This window comes from Pseudomonas canadensis (assembly GCF_000503215.1).
GTDB classification, from domain to species: Bacteria; Pseudomonadota; Gammaproteobacteria; order Pseudomonadales; family Pseudomonadaceae; genus Aquipseudomonas; species Aquipseudomonas canadensis.
Genome location: NZ_AYTD01000011.1, coordinates 47,207 through 63,894 on the forward strand (window position 1 = coordinate 47,207; position 16,688 = coordinate 63,894).

A 16,688-nucleotide genomic window follows, 5' to 3' on the forward strand; every position below is an offset into this window, starting at 1 on the left:
GGCCAGCACGCTAGCGCGCCCGGCCCCGATTAACCAGCTCAGCCTTGCAGGTACACCACATGGGTATGGGTGTACTCATACAGGCCGTGCTTGCCGTCGGCGCCGCCAATGCCGGATTTGCGCACGCCGGCATGGAAGCCCTGCATGGCCTCGAAGTTTTCACGGTTGACGTAGGTTTCACCAAAGTCGATTTCGCGCACCGCGTGCATGGCCTTGCCCAGGTCGCGGGTGTAGATCGACGAAGTCAGGCCGTAGTCGCAATCGTTGGCCAGGGCGATGGCTTCGTCGAGGTCGTCGACGATCTGGATCGGCAGCACCGGACCGAAGATCTCTTCGCGCATGATCTCCATGTCGGCGCGGCATCCAGCCAATACCGTCGGCTGGAAGTGAAAACCCGCACCCAGGTCGGCAATCTGCCCGCCGCTGACCAACGTTGCGCCCTGGCTCAGGGCGGTGCGTACTTTGCGGTTGACGCTGTCCAGGCCCTGGCGGTTGATCAGCGGGCCCATTTCCACGTCGGTCTGGGCGATAGGGTCGCCATAGCGGGTGGCGGACATGGCTGCGCTGATGCGTTCGATAAACGGGTCGGCAACCTTGCGCTCCACGTATACCCGCTCGGCGCAGTTGCACACCTGGCCGGTATTGATGATGCGCGAATCGCGGATGGCTTTGACGGCCAGCTCCAGGTCGGCATCCGCCAGTACGATGGCCGGTGCCTTGCCGCCCAGTTCCAGGTTGAGCTTGGTGATGTTCGGTGCGGCGGCCGTCATGATCCGCGAGCCGGTCGCCACGCTGCCGGTGAAGCTGATCATGTCGACGCCGGTGTGCGCTGTGAGCGCGCCGCCGACCCGGCCGTCGCCGCAGACCACGTTGAACACCCCGGCGGGTAGGTCGGTTTCGGCGACGAGCTTGGCGAACTCGAAGCAGTTGTTCGGGGTTTCTTCGCTGGGCTTGATCACGATGGTGTTGCCGGTGAGCAGCGCCGGCGCCATTTTGCGCGCGATCAGGAAGAACGGAAAATTCCACGGCAGGATGCCGGCCACCACGCCCAACGGCTTGCGGAACAGGAAGATATTTTCATTGGGACGGTCGCTGGTGATGATCTCGCCTTCGATGCGTCGTGCCCACTCGGCCATGTAGTCGAGATAGTCGGCGGTGAAATTCACTTCCACCTCCGCCAAACCGCTGACTTTGCCTTGTTCCAGGGTGATGGTGCGCGCCAGGTGCGCAACGTTCTCGCGCAGCTTGGCGGCGATGCGGCGCAGGTGCCCGGCACGTTCGATGGCGGGTTTGCGCGCCCACGTCTTTTGCGCCTGGCGTGCGGCGGCCAGGGCCTGGTCGACCTCGGCGGTGGTGGACGCCGGCACCTTCGACAGCAGCGCACCGGTGGCCGGGTTGAGCACGTCAATGTGCGCTTCGCTGGAGCTGAAGCGGCCATTGATGAAGTTCTGGTAAACGGGAACGGATGACATGGGCAGGTTCCTCAATAAGTACGCGCAGGCGCTTTCGTTTCGGCGGCAGGGCGATAGCGGGCAAGGGTGGCCAGGGCACTCTGGCGCAGCAGGCTGATGTCGATGGCCACCGCGATAAAGCGGCAACCCCAGGCCTGATAGCGGCGTGCATCGTCTTCGTTGGGCGCCAGGATGCCGCTGACCTTGCCGGCGGCGAGGGTGGCGTCGATGGCGTGCTTGATGCGCTCCTGGACCTCAGGATGGCCGGGGTTGCCGGCGTGACCAAGGCCGATGGACAGGTCGGCGGGGCCGATGAACACAGCGTCAACGCCTTCTACGGCGGCAATCGCGGCGACGTTTTCCACGCCAAGGCGCGATTCCACCTGCACGATCAGGCACAGCTCTTCATGGGCGGTGTTCAGGTAGTTGTCCACGCCGTCCCAGCGCGTGGCACGGGTCAGACCGCCGCCGACGCCACGGATGCCGTGGGGCGGGTAACGCATGGCACGCACCAGGGCCTGGGCCTGTTCGGCGGTTTCGACCATGGGGATCATCAAGGTCTGGGCGCCGATATCGAGCAGTTGCTTGATCAGGCTGGCGTCACTGTTGACGGCGCGCACCACTGGCGCGGTGCTGTACGGCGCGACCGTCTGCAACTGGTTGAGGATGCTCGGAACCGTGTTGGGTGCATGTTCGCCGTCGATCAGCATCCAGTCGTATCCCAGGCTGGCGACGATCTCGGCAGCGTAGCCGGTGGCGAAACCGGCCCAGATGCCGTATTGGGTGGCGTCCTTGGCGAGGGCGGCCTTGAAGCCATTGAAGGGCATATTCATGGCGGGTTCCTCAGCGGTTGTAGGGACGGTGCAGTTGGCAGTCGGGGTTCAGGTCAACGCCGAAGCCCGGCTTGTCCAGCGCCGACAAACGCATGCGGCCATTCACAGGCACCGGTTCGCCCAACAATTGCGGGTGGAACATCGGCACGACTTCATCCGCTTTGGGCGCCATCATCAGGAACTCGGCGAATGGGCTGTTATGGCGGGTGGCGACAAAGTGGTAGCTGTACACCGACGAACCGTGGGGCACGACCATTGCGTTATGCGCATCGGCCAACGCCGAGATTTTCACCAGTTCGGTGAGGCCGCCGCACCAGCCGACGTCGGGCTGGATGATGTCGCAGCAGCCCATTTCCAACAGCATACGGAACCCCCAGCGGGTGGCTTCGTGTTCGCCCGTCGTCACCAGCATGCCTTTGGGCACGTTCTTGCGCAGGGCGGCATAGCCCCAATAATCGTCTGGGGACAACGCTTCTTCGATCCACTTCAGGCCATGCTCATGGGCGCCGATCGCCAGCTTGGTGGCGTAGTTCAAATCCAGGCTCATCCAGCAGTCGAGCATCAGCCAGAAGTCCGGGCCGACCCGTTCACGCATGGTCGCCAGTGCTTCGAGGTTCTTGCGCAGGCCTTCTTCGCCTTCGCTGGGGCCGTGATGCAGGGGCATTTTGCCGCCGATAAAACCCATTTTCTGCGCGAGGTCCGGGCGCGCGCCGGTGGCGTAGAACTGCAGCTCATCACGCACCGCGCCGCCGAGCAGTTGGTGCACGGGTTCCTGGCGGATTTTGCCGAGCAGGTCCCACAACGCCAGGTCGACGCCGGAAATCGTGTTGATCACCAGACCCTTACGCCCGTAGTAGAGGGTGGACTGGTACATCTGGTCCCAGATTTTTTCGATGTCGGTGACGCGGGCGCCTTCGAGAAAGCGCGCCAGGTGTTTCTCGACGATGTAAGCCGCCGGTTCACCGCCAGTGGTCACAGCGAAACCGACGGTGCCGTCGCTGGCTTCGATCTCCACCACCAGGGTGCCGAGCACGTTGATGCCAAAACTGCGGCGGCTCTGGCGGTACTCGGGGTATTTGCTCATCGGCGTGGAAATATGGTCGTCGATCCAATGCCCATCGGCCTGGTCGTGGTAATCGGCGCCGCCGCCTCGCAGTACAAAGGCGCGGACGTGTTTGATGGTGAGATGACCCATGGTGTGACTCCTGGCGTTAAACAGTGGCCGGCGTTTTCGACGCGGTGCGGCCGGGTGAATGGATGCCCAGCACCAGCAATGCAGCCAGTACCGTGGTGGCGGACAGCAGGTACAGGCCGGCTGCCGGGGACGCGAAGGCACCTTCGGCCCAGTGCTTGATGACCGGGGCGATGAAGCCACCGAGGGCGCCGAAGGAATTGATCAGTGCAATGCCGGCTGCGGCAGCGCTGCCGGCCAGGTAGCTGGAGGGAAAGGTCCAGAACACCGGCTGCACGGCGATGAAACCCGAGGCGGCAAAACACAGCGCGAGCATGCCCAGCAGCGGGTTGGCGAAGGTCACTGAGCAGGCAATGCCGGCGGCAGCCATCAGCAGGGTCAGGCAGGCGGTCTGGCGACGCAGGCCGGTACGGTCGCTGTAGCTGGGAATCCACCAAGCTGCAAACAGTGCGCAGAGCCAGGGAATGGCCGAGACCAGCCCGACCATCAAGCCGACCTTGGTGCCGAGCAGATCGCCCACTTGGGTCGGCAGGTAAAACACCACGCCGTAGACGCTGGCCTGGATCAGCAGGTACACCAGGCACAGGTACAACACCGGCGGTTGGCACAGCACGGTGAGCAGGCTGCGACCGTGGGAGGTTTTGTGCTGGTCTTCCTGATCCAGCAGGCTCTGCACTTGCTCACGCTCAGCCGGGGTCAGCCACTTGGCGTCGGCGGGGCGATTGTCCAGATACCAGTAGGCCCAGATGCCCACCGCGGTTGCCATCAGGCCTTCCACTGCAAACAGCCACTGCCAGCCGTGGATGCCGCCAAAACCGTCCATTTCCAGCAGCAAACCGGACAACGGGCTGCCGAAGATGAAGGCCAGTGGCGCGCCGAAATAGAAGAAGCCCATGGCTTTGCCGCGCACGGCCTGGGGGAACCAGTAGGTGAGGTAAAGAATGACGCCGGGGAAAAATCCGGCTTCGGCCACGCCGAGTAAAAAACGCAGCACATAGAAGCTGGTTTCGCTGTGGGCAAACACCATGGCGGCCGAGATCAGGCCCCAACTGACCATGATGCGGCACATCCACAGACGGGCGCCGACACGGTGCAGGATCAGGTTGCTCGGCACTTCCAGCAGCGCGTAGCCGACAAAAAACACGCCAGCGCCAAACGCAAAGGCGGCGTCGCTTAAGCCAGTGTCGGCTTGGAAAGCTTGTTTGGCGAACCCGACATTGGCGCGGTCGAGAAAGGCCATGATGTACATCAACAGCAGGAAGGGCAGCAGTCGCCAGGAAATCTTGGCGAGCAGGGGCGCGGGGAGGGTTTTCATAGTGGCGTCCGATGTTTTGTTCTTATGGGACGGACTGTACGGCGGCCGAGCAATGCGCTACAAATCGAATCTCGCTTACAAGTGATAACCTCAGGGTATCGATAACAAGGATAAAAATGCGCAGTCCCGCGATCTCTCCCAGCCTGTTCAACCGCCTGCGCTACAAGCATCTGCATATGCTCGTCGCGCTGAGCTCCAGCCAAAACCTGCACCGTGCGTCACAGGCGCTGAACATGTCGCAGCCTGCTGCCACGCGCATGCTGCGTGAGATCGAGGACATGTTCGCCTGTGATCTGTTTGAGCGGTTGCCGAGGGGGATGCGTCCTACGGCACTTGGCCAGGAGTTGATTCGCTTTGCCGAATCCGCCCTGAGCGGATTGGACCGGTGTGCCGAAGACTTAATGGCGCGGCAGCAGGGCGGTTACGGCTACCTGTCGATCGGCACCATCATGGGCGCCGCACCGGACCTGGTGATGGATTCCATCGCGCAGATTAAATCGCTGAACCCGCAACTGCGTATCCGCATCATGGGTGACACCAGTGATCAGGTGATCCAGTTGCTTGAACAGGGACGCATCGACCTGGCCATCTCGCGCCGTAATGCTGCCACCGACAACGAGCACTACAGCTTCGAACCCCTGGGCAACGAACGCTTGCTGGTGGTGGTGCACGCGGGCCACCCCCTGGCCCAGCGTGAGCAGTTGATGCTGGATGAATTGGTGCGCGACTGGCCATGGATCCTGCAACCGCAAACCAGCCCGGCGCGCATCGGCTTCGACCAGGCGCTGCAGGATCTGGCGCTGCCCAGCCCGGCGGACATCATCGAATGCAGCTCGGTGTACTCCATGCAGCAGTTGATCCAGCTCACTGACGCAGTGATGGTGCTGTCCGAAAGTGCGCTGCGTGATTACCTGAAAATGGGCCTGGTCGTCGCACTGCCGGTGGCCTTGGAAGTACGACTGGCGCCATTTGGCATGTTGCTGCGCAAAGGCGAGGTGGTGAGCCGTGAACTGGGGTTGTTTATCGACTTGTTGCGAAAGAAGGCTGCGATGCTCTGAACGTGATGTGTAAAGGGCATGGTGTGTCGGCACGATATTAAATAGAATGAATCTCATTTGAGACTCACTCGCGCCGCGCAGGTCGCTTGCCATGAATGATGCTGTTGTTCCGACCCACGCCCCCGAACTGACGCTGTCGAGCCTGTACCGTGACCACCGTAGCTGGCTGGAAAGCTGGCTGCGCCGGCGTCTGGGCAATGCCTGGGATGCGGCCGACCTGAGCCAGGATACCTTCTTGCGCGTGCTGGCCAGCGCCCAGCCGATTGCACAGATGCAGGAGCCGCGCGCCTACCTGGTGACCGTCGGCAAGCGTCTATTAGTGAATTTTCATCAGCGGCGCAGCCTTGAACAGGCCTATCTGAATGCCTTGGCGAGCCTCCCGGAAACCTGCGTGCCGTCGCCTGAACAGCGCTGGCTGGTGCTGGAAACCTTGCAAGCCCTGGATGAATTGCTGGATGGCTTGCCGGTGCTGGTCCGCCGCGCCTTCCTGTGGAGCCAACTGGAAGGGCTGGGTTACCGGGAGATTGCCGAGCGCCTCGACGTGTCGGAGCGAACGGTCAAACGCTACATGGCCCAGGCCTACGAACATTGCCTGCTGGTGGACCTGTGAGCCGCGACGTTGCCCGCGCCGCCGCGCAATGGTTGGCGCTGCTGGAGTCCGGCGCGGCCACTGAGCGTGATTACGCCGCATTGCAGCATTGGCGTGACAGCCACCCCCAGCACGAACAGACCTGGCAAAAAGCCCAGACCCTGCGCCAGCGTTTCAGCGACTTGCCCCAGGCCTTGGCGATGGCCAGCCTCGACCGTCCGCAACCGGGACGCCGTGCCGTGCTCAAGCGTGCGCTGGGTATCGCTGCGCTGGTGCCGACCGCTTGGTTGGTCAGCCGCCAATTGCCCATCGAGGCCTGGCGTGCCGACGTGCACACCGCCACCGGCGAGCGTAAGCGCATGGGGCTGGCCGATGGCGCCAGCTTGCAGCTCAATACGGCGACGGCGGTAGACGTGGACCTGGCGCAGCGCCGCATCAGTCTGGTGGAGGGCGAGCTGGCGCTGGATGTGCCAGGCACGGCGGCGATGGCCGTGCAGACGCGCTACGGCGAGCTGCGCGTCAGTCAGGCTGAAGTGTGTGTACGGCAGCTGGCCGCCGGTTGTCTGGTGTCGGTGCTTGAAGGCTCCGTCCAGGTGCGCGACTTGAACGGGCAGATGGCGACTTTGCAAGGTGGGCAGCAAGCGCCGCTCAAAGCCAGCGGACTAGGGGCCTGGGTGCCTTTCGATGTGTTGCAACTAGGCTGGCGCGATGGCGTGCTGACCGCGCAGAACCAGGCGCTGGGTGACTTCCTGCGGGAGCTGGAGCGTTATCGGTCGGGTGTGTTGCGGTGGGAGCCGAGCCTGGAGTCGTTGCGGGTCACCGGCAGTTTCCGCCTGGACGACACCGACCGCATCCTCAACCTGCTGGCCTCGACCCTGGGGCTGGAGGTGCAGGCGCGGACGCGGTATTGGGTGACCTTGCGCAAGGTCGTCTAGATCACGTGGGCACGTTGCAGCTCAGTCAGGGATTGCGCCTTGAGCTGCGCCAGCAACGGATCACGCCGGTCACGCGGGTGCGGCAGGTTCACCGCCAATTCCTGGCGAATGCTGCTCGGTCGGTTGTCCATCACCAGCACCCGGTCACTCAGGTACAGTGCCTCGTCCACATCATGGGTCACCAGCAACAAGGCGATGGCATGATGTTCGGCCAGTTGCAGCAGCAAATCCTGCAGCTTCATCCGGGTAAACGCATCGACTGCGCTGAACGGCTCATCCAGCAGTAACACCTGCGGCCGTGAATACAGGCCCCGCGCAATCGCTACCCGTTGCGCCATGCCGCCGGACAACGCCTTGGGCAGCGCCTGGGCAAAACCCTTCAGGCCGACTTCCTCGATCAACTGCGCGACCCAGGCCTTGTCGTAGTGGCTGTCATCGCTGAAGCCGATGTTCTGTTCCACCGTGAGCCAGGGCATCAGCCGGGGTTCCTGGAACACAAAGGCTACTTCGCCATCGGGGCTGCGCAGTTCGCCCTGGAAGTCCTGTTCCAGGCCGGCGACGATGCGCAGCAAGGTGCTTTTGCCGCAGCCGCTTGGCCCGAGCAGGCTCACGGCTTCGCGTGGTTGCAGCACCAGGCGCACGTCTTTCAACACGGTGGTGCTGGTGAAACTTTTACGCGCGACGTGAATATCCAACAGCGGTTTTACGCTCATTGTCCTGCTCCCTGGAACGTGTCGCGCCAGGCCAGGCAACGCCTCTCCAACGTCGCAAGCAGGCCATCGCTGACCTTGCCCAACAGTGCCAACACGATAATCGCCGCCAGCACGATATCCGGCCGCGAGGTTTCCCGCCCATCACTGAGCAGGTAACCCAGCCCCTTAGTGGCCGCAATCAACTCAGCCGCCACCAGGAACATCCAGGCCAGGCTCAAGCCACTGCGCAACCCGGTGAACAGGCCCGGCAGCGCGGCGGGCAGCAGGATTCGACGCACCAGCCGCCGCCGGCTGAAACCGTACATTTGCCCGACTTCCACCAGCTTGCGGTCGATATCACGAATGGCCGCGACGCCGTTGAGGTACACCGGAAAAAATGCGCCAATCGCGATCAGCACAATCTTCGACGTTTCGTCGATGCCCAGCCACAGCAGCAACAGCGGTACCCAAGCCAGGCTCGGGATCGAACGTAGCCCTGCAAAGGTCGGTTCGAGGTAGGCCTCCGCCTCACGACTCAAGCCGACCCAGGCGGCAAACACCAAGGCCAGGCTGGCGCCAATGGCGAAGCCCAGCAGCACCCGGCCGAGGCTGGCGCTGATGTGTTTCCACAATGCGCCTTCGGCCAGGTCGGTGAGGGTCACCGCGATCTCGCTGGGTGCCGGCATCTGGTACGACGGCAGCCAACCCACGCGCACCACCACCTCCAGCACCAGCAGGATCAGCACCGGCAACACCAGGCCCTTGAGCCGCCGCGGCCAAGCGCTGCGGTTGATCACCACCGGTGCGGCAAGGGGCAATGCTTGGGTTTTGCTGGTCATCACGGGCTCCTTAATGGCCGAACGAGGTGTCGATCAACTGGTCGATCACCTGGTCCACATTCACGCCTTTGCGCACCAGTTCTTCGGACACCAGGATCGGCGCGGCCGCCTTCGACGCCACTACATCCTTGCTGCTCAGGAACGGCGTGCTCAGGTCGGTGCGCGAGAGTTGCAGCTTGGCCACTTCCAGCGGCAGGCCGGACTCGTCGGCCAGCAGTTTGGCGAATTCACCCGGGTGCTTCACCGCCCAATCCCGAGCCTTTTCATAGGCGCCGAGCACCTTGGTGATGGTCTGCGGATGCGCCTTGGCGAACTTCTCGGTGACGCTGACCACGCCGTAGCTGTTGAAGTCTTTATTGCGGTACAGCAGGCGCGAACCGGCCTGGATTTCACTGGCGGCCATGTGCGGGTCCAGACCGGCCCAGGCGTCCACGTCACCTTTTTCCAGCGCAGTGCGGCCGTCCGGATGTTGCAGGTGCACCAGTTCTACGTCGTCCTTTTTCAGCCCGGCCTGTTGCAGGCTGCGCAGGGTGAAGAGGTACGGGTCGGTGCCTTTGGTGGCGGCGATTTTCTTGCCCTTGAGGTCGGTGACGCTGTTGAGCGGCGAGTCTTTGCGCACCACCAACGCGGTCCATTCGGCGCGGCTGTACACGTACACCGATTTGATCGGGCTGCCGTTGGCGCGACTCAGTACTGCCGACAGGCTGGCCGACGAGGCAAAGTCCACACCGCCACTGTTGAGGTACTCCAGCGAACGGTTGCTGCCCTGGCTCAACACCCAGCCCACCTTGGATTGCGGCAAGGCTTGTTCCAGCCAGCCGAAGTGCTTGAGCACCAGGCTCACGGGCGAGTAATAGGCGTAGTCGAGGTTGACTTCGGCGGGATCGGTGTCGGCGGCGTGGACCAGGGTTGGCAGGCACAGTGCGAGGGCGCAGGCGCCGAATAAGCGTTGGGTGAAGGCTTTCATGGAACAGCTCCGGCAAGGCGTTGAGAGAAGGCTTTTCTTATATTCAGAAAATTTGGTTTGCATGTTCCATCATGCTTTATAGGAATATGCAGTCTCTGTGCCATGTGCCTGGAAGGCGTATTTGCGGGGGTGTAGGGGCTGAATGCTGTGGTGGCAGAGAGCAGATTGTTGAAGCACTGTTGGCTGGGCAACAGTTCTTATATATCTGTATCGAATAAATAAAGAGTTATATATTCCTTTTAATATTCGCGTCGATGGCGCATTTTGAGGGCCTGCGCATTCGTGCGGATTGACCCAACAGCCAAAAGGAAAGCCGACATGACCATTAAAGCGATCAACGTGCGCAACCAGTTCAAGGGCGTGATCAAGGAAATCCTGCTGGGGGAAGTGGTGTCGGAAATCGACGTGCAGACCGCGTCAGGCATTGTCACTTCGGTGATCACCACCCGCTCGGTGCGTGACTTGGAATTGAAAGTGGGCAGTGAAGTGATTGCCTTTGTGAAGTCCACCGAAGTGTCCATCGCCAAACTGTGAACCCAATCCCAATGTGGGAGCGGGCTTGCTCGCGAAAGCGCTATATCAGTGATGAATGCACCGACTGACACTCCGCATTCGCGAGCAAGCCCGCTCCCACATTTTGCTTTGCGTACACTCAGGCTATTTTCGGGCCTGAACCGCCGGGTGGATGAGGCTGCGGTCTTTCCGGCGGGGCATCGCTGGGCAGATTCTTCGGTTTCTCGTTCGGGTCTTTGTAATCCTTGTGCAAGCCCCCATCCAGCCGATTGCTCGACGAGCCGCCTTTTTGCGGGGTCTCGTCGAAGTGTTCCCATTCCGACTGCTGGAAACGGAAGATACTGTCGTCGGTCGGCGCGTCACGGCCACCGTAATGGTGGATCTCGTAGTGGGCGTATTCGACCTTGTCAGCCCAGTTGTCCTGCAATAGACCGTCGCCGGCCAGGTCGCGGTACCAGTCGTTTTCCTTCTCGGTAGCCTTCTGCTTTTTGTTGTGGTCGACGAAGTAGCCAATGATCCCGCCGACCACCGCCAACACCACACCCACCAGGAACAACGGCCCGGTCAACGCCGCCGCCGTGCCCGCGCCAAACAGCGCCGCAGCCCCCAGCACGCCCGCCGAGGCACCGAATGCACCGCCGGCCACTTGCAGGCCACCGGCCGCCTGGGCCAGGGGATCCTTATCCTTCACGCCGCTCTTGATCGCCAGCGCACCCAACACGATGTCGGCAAAGCCGCCGGCAATGTCCGTGGCGGGGCCGAGTACCTTGATCACGGACCCGGCGATCTTCGCCGATTTGGACGCGCCCAGCTTGGCCGCGCCCGCAGCCGCGAGGCCGTCATCCAAGTGCGTGGCCAGGCCTTCGGTGGCCTCGGTGACGGCCTTGTCGCCGTCGCCGAACATCTTGGCGATGCCGTCGTATTGGCTGTCCGGCACAGCATCGAGGGCAGTGGCGATCTTGGATTTGACGTCGGAGGGCAATTCACTGACGCGAAACTCGAAGTTCGGCTCCTGCATGCCGGTCTTGCCCCAGATCTCAGGCAGCGTCTTGTCCAGCCCCAGAAAGTCCACCAGCCCACCTTTGCCCAAGGCTTCGCCGATCTTGTCGCCCAGGCGCACGAAGTGGCTGGAGCCGCCGGCAAAGCTCAGGAAGTCCTTGGCGATGGTCATGCGTTGCGCCGGGGTTTCACCGAGCTTGCCGCCTTTGCCCACCAGTTGGTAAATCCCGGAGAACAGGCTCACACCGGCACCCAGGGAACCGAGGATGCCCTTGCTGTTGAGGGTGTTGAACACCTCGCCGAGCATGCCGCGATCGGCCACCGGAATGTAGGGTTTGCTCAAGGCGGTTTTCAGGTCGGCTTCGCTGATCGCACCGTTTTTCTGGTACACGGCACCCAGCTCTTCCAGGGCCTTGGTGACGGCGGCGGATTTTTCCTTGCCTTGCAGGCCCTCGTTGAGGAATTTTTCCAGGGTTTCCTGGGTGCGGCGCGGCAAGTCCAGCACGTTGCCCTTGAGCACGCCTTTGAGCAGGCCGAACAGGTCCTTGGTCGCCAGTTCCTTGTTCTCGTCGGAGATCTTGCTCGGGTCCGACAGGATCGCATTGAGGTCGGTGGTCAAACCATCGGCCTGGATGTTCTGCGCAGCTTTGCTCGCGGCTTCCGGGTCGAACAGCGACAACGACGTCAGGGTGTCGCTGAGGTCTTTCTGCGCCTCGTAGGTCTTGCCCTGGCTCTGCAGGTCCTTGAGGTACAGCACGTAATCCGGGTTGGAAGTGAGGTCCAGCAGCTTCTGCTTGATCTCGTCCTTGTTCGGCAGCTTGTTGATCGCCTCGTCCATTTTCGACTTGTAATCAGCCTGCACGGTCGGGTCGTTGAACAGCTCGCCGATCTGCTTTTGCACGGCCTTGCCGTCGATGATGTCGTGCATGTCGGCCGAGGTCAGCTCGGTCTGCTTGTCATCGAACTCGCGCCAGGTGGTGTTGAACGGGCGCTTGGCCTCTTCGTAGCCGGTGATGCCGTGGCCGTTCTGATAGGCCGCCTGGGCTTCGAGGGCCCGGACCAGCTTGGCACGCGGGTCGTCTTTAGGGATCGAGCCGTTTTTCACGCCTTCACGGTAGGTGTCGATCAGTTGGGTGGTGGCCAACTCGCTGACGCTGAGGGTGGGCGACTTGTCGTCCTTCTCATCGGCATGCACGCCTGTGTCGAGGTTCAGCACATCCAGCTCATCGGCCTTGGGCAGGTTGTGCTTGGCGCGGGTGTCGTCCACCGAGCTGGCGCTCCAGGCTTCCCACTTGGCCGCCACGTCGTCGTAGAGCTGCGGGCTGAGTTCCTTGGAAACGATGACCTTGCCTTCGCTGGTTTCATAGCGGATCAGGCCGTCGCCCAGTTCATCCGGGGAGCCGAAGGTGATGTCGGTGTTCTTCAGGAAGTCATTCGGCCCGGCCAGCTTGTAGCCTTCGCCTTCGCTGGTGTGGATCTTGGCCCAGGTGTCATTGGCGGTGGCGACGCTTTTGAACAGCTCGGGGCTGACGTCGGCCGATACCACAACCTTGGTGCCGTCATGCAGTTCGTAGGTGAGGAGGTTGTCTTTCTGGTCGTTGTTCCAGTTGAAATTCTTGTAATCCTTGAGGCCCGGCACCGGCGTATTGGCGTCGGCCAGCACTGCACCGTTGTTCAGCTCGCCTTCCACCACGGCTTTCTTGCCAGGGTCGGTGTAGACCTCGTGCAGGCCGGCCAGGTAGTCGAACAGTTTGGGGTTGTCGTCGCGGGCTACCACCATTTTTTGGCCATTGCTTTCGAAGCGGATCAGCCCCGGACCGACTTCATCGACCGGGCCAACCGCCGTGCCGCCGTAGGGTGGCCACACTTCATTGTCGCTGGCGCGCTTGTAGCCGGCGTCTTCGCTGCTGGACAGGCCGGTGAAGCTGGCATAGGCGTCCTTGGCTTTCTGGAACGCCTCGGGGTTGTCGCGCTGGCTGATGACGACCTTGGTACCGTCCTGGGTCTCGTAGCGGATCACCCCCGGGCCGGTTTCATCGGGTGGGCCGAGGGATTTGTAGTCCGCGAGCTTCGCCGGGGCGCTGCCGTCGGCGCCGAGGCTCTGGTAGCCGGCATTCTGGCTGGCGACCACGCCGGAGAGGGATTTGAAGTCGGTACTGACCTGCTTGAACAACTCGGGGCTGTCTTGCTCGCTGACGATGACTTTCTTGCCGTCCTGGGTCTCATAACGAATCAGCCCCGGGCCGACTTCATCGGGTGGGCCGATGGCCTTGTAGTCGGCGAGGGCAGGAGGTGGTGTTGCATCCTTGGCGGCCAGTTCGTAGCCGTCCTTCTTACTGGCATCCAACCCGGACGGCGTCTTGTCGTGGGCCTCTACCTTCTTGTTATTGGCGCTGTTCTTGAGCAGCACATGGAACTGCGCGCCGGACTTGGGCGGCGTGCGGGGAAGGGCTTTGGGGTCGGACGAGCGATCGAGGGGCTGGGTCGTCATGCCATGGAACTCCTGCTGTAGCCGATTGTGGCGGTCGGCAAAAACAGTAACAGCAGGGGTTCGGCACTCGTTGCGAAAAGTTGTGAATTAGGCCTGACGGTTACGCAGGGCACGCTCCATGCGGTGCAGGCCTTCTTCCAGCATGGCCCGTGGGCAGCCGAAGTTCAGGCGCACGAATTGCTGGCTGTCGTCACCGAACTCGATACCGGCGCTCAAGCCGACCTTGGCTTGCTCCAGGAAGAACTGCTGCGGGTCATCCAGACCCAGGGCGCTGCAATCCAGCCAAGCCAGGTAGGTGCCTTGTGGCGCGTGCATCACCACACCAGGCAGGCGGGTTTGCACGGCGTCGAGCAGGTAGTCACGGTTGCTTTGCAGGTACTGCATCAGCGCGTCGAGCCAGTCACTGCACTGGCTGTAGGCCGCGCGGGTGGCTTCCAGGCCCAGGGGGCTGACGCTGTCGACCATGCCGCAACGGGCATTGTTGAAGCGCTCGCGGATCTCGGCGTTCTGGATCACCGCGAAGCAGGTCTTCAGGCCGGCGACGTTGTAGGCCTTGCTCGCCGACATCAGGGTAATGGTGCGCTGGGCGATCTCGGGGCTGAGGCTGGCGGTGGGAATGTGACGGCGGCCGTCGAAGCACAGTTCGGCATGGATCTCGTCGGAGATGATCAGCGCGCCGTGTTCCAGGCAGGCGTTGGCCACGGCCAGCAGTTCTTCGCGAGGGAAGACTTTGCCGATGGGGTTATGCGGGTTGCTCAGCAACAGCGCGCCAGCGCCGTTGAGCGCCTGGCGCATCGCGGGCATTGGCGTCAGGTATTCGTCGTTCAACAGCTCGAACGGTACTTCGATGCGCGGCAGGTTCCAGTGGCCCGGTGCCAGGCGAATCGGCCGGTAGTTGGGGGTTTGCAGCACCACGGCCTGGCCCGGCTGGACAAACGCGTGCAGCGCCATATTGAAGCCGGGCTCGACGCCGGGCAGAAACAGCAGCTCATCCGGTTGCACACGCCAGGCGTACTTGGCCCACAGGTCGGCGATGATCGCCTCGCGCACATCCGGCCCGGCGACGCTGTAGCCCAGCACCTGCTGGTCGAGGCGCGCGTGCAGGGCTTGCAGGACGGCGGGCGGGGCGGCGATGTCCATGTCGGCGATCCACATCGGCAACACGTCTTGCGGGTAGCGGTTCCACTTGGTGCTGCCGGTGCCGAGGCGGGGGTGGATCGTGTCGAAATCAAAGCTCATGGGGGGCTCGTATCAGGAAGTCAGGCGCAAGAATGGCGCTGATTCTAGCGCCATTATTTTTATAGGCCAGAGCTGATTGCCACCGCGAGTTGCCGGTGCGCCTGTTCCAGGGCGCGGTTGACCGCTTCTTCACCGCGCACCATGGCCGGCAGGTAGACGAAATCCACCGAGTGGATGCCCACCGTCGACAGGATGGCGCTCATGTACGGGGTCAGGAAGTCCGGCTCATGGCCCTTGCGGGCGTTTCCTGAACTGACCAGGACAAAGGTGCGCCGGTCCTGCAGCAAGCCGACTTTGGCGAACTGTTCATTCACCGTAAAACTGCGCTGGATGCGCACCACATGGTCGATCCAGGCCTTGAGTGCCGCCGGCACGGTGAAATTATGCACGGGGGTGCATAGGATCAGCAGGTCACAGGCTTCCAATTCGACGATCAACTGTTCCGAGAGTGCCGTGGCGCTGCTGGTGATTGCGCCGGGGGTGGTCAGCGCGTTGGCATATTCACGGGTCAAGGGCGGCAGTGCCTGGGCGCCGTAGTCACGCTCGGTCACCTCGGCGTCGGGGGCCAGGTCGCGCAACAAGGCGCGGGCCAGATTGAAGGTCTGCGCGGCTTTGCCGTGGGGGCTGAAACTGAGGAGCAGGGCGCGGGTCATTGGCTCAGGTCCTGGGAAAAGTGCATGCCCAGGGGCAACAGGCCCTGGCGGAAATAGAAGCGTTGGGCCAGGGCCATGTGCATGCCGGTGTCCAGTACCAGCCAGCGGTAGCCTCGGGCGCGGGTTTCTTCGCGTACGCGGTCCAGCAGTTGTTCGCCCAGGCGGCGTCGTTGTTGCGTGGCGTCTATCACCAGGTCATCCACGTAGATGAAGCGGCCATACAGGGTGTTTTCGGTCAAGCGATAGCCGGCCAGGCCTATTACCTTGCCGTGCTCTTTTGCTGCCAGCAGGTGATAGCCGTTTTGCCGTTGGCGGTGGATTTGTTCGGCGAATGCGGTGGCGTCGGTGAGGTGAGGGCGCAGTTGGTGCATGACTGGGAAGCTGGCGATGAGGTCGGCGTCGGATGCCAGGTGGACGAATTCGGTGTGGTCATTCATGGTGGGGGGGCTTTGTGTGGTGAGGGATATGCCATTGTTGTGGGTATGGTTGGTTAGGGACAGGGGCATGATTGGACACGTGGGTTGGGGCATGATCAGGGAGTGTGTCGTGCGTGGGGGTTATTGTTGAGTACATATCCGTTGCTGCGGTCACGGCTGCTATTGGTTCCGCTCTTACAGCGGGTCACTTTTTGAAGAGCGCAAAAAGTAACCAAAAACGCTTCGCCCCAACACTCGGCACCTCGCCTAGGCTCGGTGTGCCCTCACTCCGGCTTGAATCCGTGGGCCGCCGCGATGGGCCATCCTTGGCCCAGCGCGGCTAACCCGGCGTCCTGCCGGGTTACCCACGGACTCAAGCCTGCGTTCGGCCAGCGTGTTTGACGGGGCGCCTAAGATCAAGATCAAAAGCGACTCGCTTCGCATCGTGGATACGCTGTTCACTGTAGGAGCCGGCTTGCCGGCGAAAAACGTGAGAACGCCGCGTT

General features: G+C 62.3%; 15 protein-coding genes. 4 read left to right on the forward strand and 11 right to left on the reverse strand.

Annotated features, from left to right (window positions below):
* Positions 1–38: 38 nt before the first annotated feature.
* The 4 genes from aldA to U367_RS0105400 are packed head-to-tail and all read right to left on the reverse strand — an operon-like array spanning position 39 to position 4,791.
* Positions 39–1,472 (reverse strand): aldehyde dehydrogenase, encoded by a 1,434-nt coding sequence (aldA, locus tag U367_RS0105385; protein WP_028616011.1) that lies wholly within the window; start codon positions 1,470–1,472, stop codon positions 39–41.
* Positions 1,473–1,483: 11 nt separating this feature from the next.
* Positions 1,484–2,284, reverse strand: coding sequence for an aldolase/citrate lyase family protein (locus U367_RS0105390; RefSeq protein WP_028616012.1), 801 nt, complete (start codon positions 2,282–2,284; stop codon positions 1,484–1,486).
* A gap of 10 nt (positions 2,285–2,294) precedes the next feature.
* Positions 2,295–3,479 carry an L-rhamnonate dehydratase gene (gene rhmD, locus U367_RS0105395; RefSeq protein WP_028616013.1) on the reverse strand — a complete coding sequence of 395 codons (1,185 nt, stop codon included), beginning with the start codon at positions 3,477–3,479 and terminating at the stop codon, positions 2,295–2,297.
* 16 nt (positions 3,480–3,495) lie between these two features.
* Positions 3,496–4,791 (reverse strand): MFS transporter, encoded by a 1,296-nt coding sequence (locus U367_RS0105400; protein WP_028616014.1) that lies wholly within the window; start codon positions 4,789–4,791, stop codon positions 3,496–3,498.
* Between the two features lie 116 nt (positions 4,792–4,907).
* Between U367_RS0105400 and U367_RS0105405 the strand changes: the two genes are divergently transcribed.
* From U367_RS0105405 to U367_RS0105415, 3 genes are all read left to right on the forward strand, one after another.
* Complete coding sequence (locus U367_RS0105405) at positions 4,908–5,849, forward strand: LysR family transcriptional regulator (RefSeq protein ID WP_028616015.1); 942 nt, start codon at positions 4,908–4,910, stop codon at positions 5,847–5,849.
* Between the two features lie 91 nt (positions 5,850–5,940).
* A complete protein-coding gene (locus U367_RS0105410; protein ID WP_028616016.1) occupies positions 5,941–6,459 on the forward strand; it encodes a sigma-70 family RNA polymerase sigma factor in 519 nt (172 codons plus the stop codon).
* A complete protein-coding gene (locus tag U367_RS0105415; RefSeq protein WP_028616017.1) occupies positions 6,456–7,373 on the forward strand; it encodes a FecR domain-containing protein in 918 nt (305 codons plus the stop codon). Before U367_RS0105410 ends, U367_RS0105415 begins: the two co-directional genes overlap by 4 nt.
* Here U367_RS0105415 and U367_RS0105420 read toward each other — a convergent pair.
* From U367_RS0105420 to U367_RS0105430, 3 genes are read right to left on the reverse strand one after another with little or no spacing between them, the layout of a single operon-like run.
* Entirely contained in the window at positions 7,370–8,086 is a 717-nt protein-coding gene (locus tag U367_RS0105420; protein ID WP_028616018.1) for an ABC transporter ATP-binding protein, read from the reverse strand. The two genes, U367_RS0105415 and U367_RS0105420, sit on opposite strands and share 4 nt — an antisense overlap.
* Complete coding sequence (locus U367_RS0105425; RefSeq protein ID WP_028616019.1) at positions 8,083–8,904, reverse strand: ABC transporter permease; 822 nt, start codon at positions 8,902–8,904, stop codon at positions 8,083–8,085. Before U367_RS0105425 ends, U367_RS0105420 begins: the two co-directional genes overlap by 4 nt.
* A gap of 10 nt (positions 8,905–8,914) precedes the next feature.
* Positions 8,915–9,871: an aliphatic sulfonate ABC transporter substrate-binding protein gene (locus tag U367_RS0105430; protein WP_028616020.1), complete on the reverse strand. Its 957-nt coding sequence runs from the start codon at positions 9,869–9,871 to the stop codon at positions 8,915–8,917.
* A gap of 318 nt (positions 9,872–10,189) precedes the next feature.
* On the opposite strand from U367_RS0105430, the gene U367_RS0105435 reads away from it, so the two are divergent.
* Positions 10,190–10,405, forward strand: coding sequence for a TOBE domain-containing protein (locus tag U367_RS0105435; protein ID WP_003173733.1), 216 nt, complete (start codon positions 10,190–10,192; stop codon positions 10,403–10,405).
* Between the two features lie 118 nt (positions 10,406–10,523).
* On the opposite strand, the gene U367_RS0105440 is transcribed toward U367_RS0105435, so the two are convergent.
* From U367_RS0105440 to U367_RS0105455, 4 genes are all read right to left on the reverse strand, one after another.
* Positions 10,524–13,874: a hypothetical protein gene (locus U367_RS0105440; protein ID WP_028616021.1), complete on the reverse strand. Its 3,351-nt coding sequence runs from the start codon at positions 13,872–13,874 to the stop codon at positions 10,524–10,526.
* 87 nt (positions 13,875–13,961) lie between these two features.
* Complete coding sequence (locus U367_RS0105445) at positions 13,962–15,113, reverse strand: MalY/PatB family protein (RefSeq protein WP_028616022.1); 1,152 nt, start codon at positions 15,111–15,113, stop codon at positions 13,962–13,964.
* A gap of 59 nt (positions 15,114–15,172) precedes the next feature.
* On the reverse strand, positions 15,173–15,766 hold the full coding sequence (locus U367_RS0105450) for an FMN-dependent NADH-azoreductase (protein WP_028616023.1): 594 nt from the start codon (positions 15,764–15,766) through the stop codon (positions 15,173–15,175).
* Positions 15,763–16,203, reverse strand: a complete 441-nt coding sequence (locus U367_RS0105455; RefSeq protein ID WP_028616024.1) for a GNAT family N-acetyltransferase — start codon at positions 16,201–16,203, stop codon at positions 15,763–15,765. The genes U367_RS0105450 and U367_RS0105455 overlap by 4 nt, the downstream gene beginning before the upstream one ends.
* Positions 16,204–16,688: the final 485 nt, after the last annotated feature.

Excerpts from the sequence above, each read along its gene's own strand:
- aldA (WP_028616011.1), bottom strand. The coding sequence starts at position 1,472 with ATGTCATCCGTTCCCGTTTACCAGAACTTCATCAATGGCCGCTTCAGC.
- U367_RS0105390 (WP_028616012.1), bottom strand. The coding sequence starts at position 2,284 with ATGAATATGCCCTTCAATGGCTTCAAGGCCGCCCTCGCCAAGGACGCC.
- rhmD (WP_028616013.1), bottom strand. The coding sequence starts at position 3,479 with ATGGGTCATCTCACCATCAAACACGTCCGCGCCTTTGTACTGCGAGGC.
- U367_RS0105400 (WP_028616014.1), bottom strand. The coding sequence starts at position 4,791 with ATGAAAACCCTCCCCGCGCCCCTGCTCGCCAAGATTTCCTGGCGACTG.
- U367_RS0105405 (WP_028616015.1), top strand. The coding sequence starts at position 4,908 with ATGCGCAGTCCCGCGATCTCTCCCAGCCTGTTCAACCGCCTGCGCTAC.
- U367_RS0105410 (WP_028616016.1), top strand. The coding sequence starts at position 5,941 with ATGAATGATGCTGTTGTTCCGACCCACGCCCCCGAACTGACGCTGTCG.
- U367_RS0105420 (WP_028616018.1), bottom strand. The coding sequence starts at position 8,086 with ATGAGCGTAAAACCGCTGTTGGATATTCACGTCGCGCGTAAAAGTTTC.
- U367_RS0105425 (WP_028616019.1), bottom strand. The coding sequence starts at position 8,904 with ATGACCAGCAAAACCCAAGCATTGCCCCTTGCCGCACCGGTGGTGATC.
- U367_RS0105430 (WP_028616020.1), bottom strand. The coding sequence starts at position 9,871 with ATGAAAGCCTTCACCCAACGCTTATTCGGCGCCTGCGCCCTCGCACTG.
- U367_RS0105435 (WP_003173733.1), top strand. The coding sequence starts at position 10,190 with ATGACCATTAAAGCGATCAACGTGCGCAACCAGTTCAAGGGCGTGATC.
- U367_RS0105440 (WP_028616021.1), bottom strand. The coding sequence starts at position 13,874 with ATGACGACCCAGCCCCTCGATCGCTCGTCCGACCCCAAAGCCCTTCCC.
- U367_RS0105445 (WP_028616022.1), bottom strand. The coding sequence starts at position 15,113 with ATGAGCTTTGATTTCGACACGATCCACCCCCGCCTCGGCACCGGCAGC.
- U367_RS0105450 (WP_028616023.1), bottom strand. The coding sequence starts at position 15,766 with ATGACCCGCGCCCTGCTCCTCAGTTTCAGCCCCCACGGCAAAGCCGCG.
- U367_RS0105455 (WP_028616024.1), bottom strand. The coding sequence starts at position 16,203 with ATGAATGACCACACCGAATTCGTCCACCTGGCATCCGACGCCGACCTC.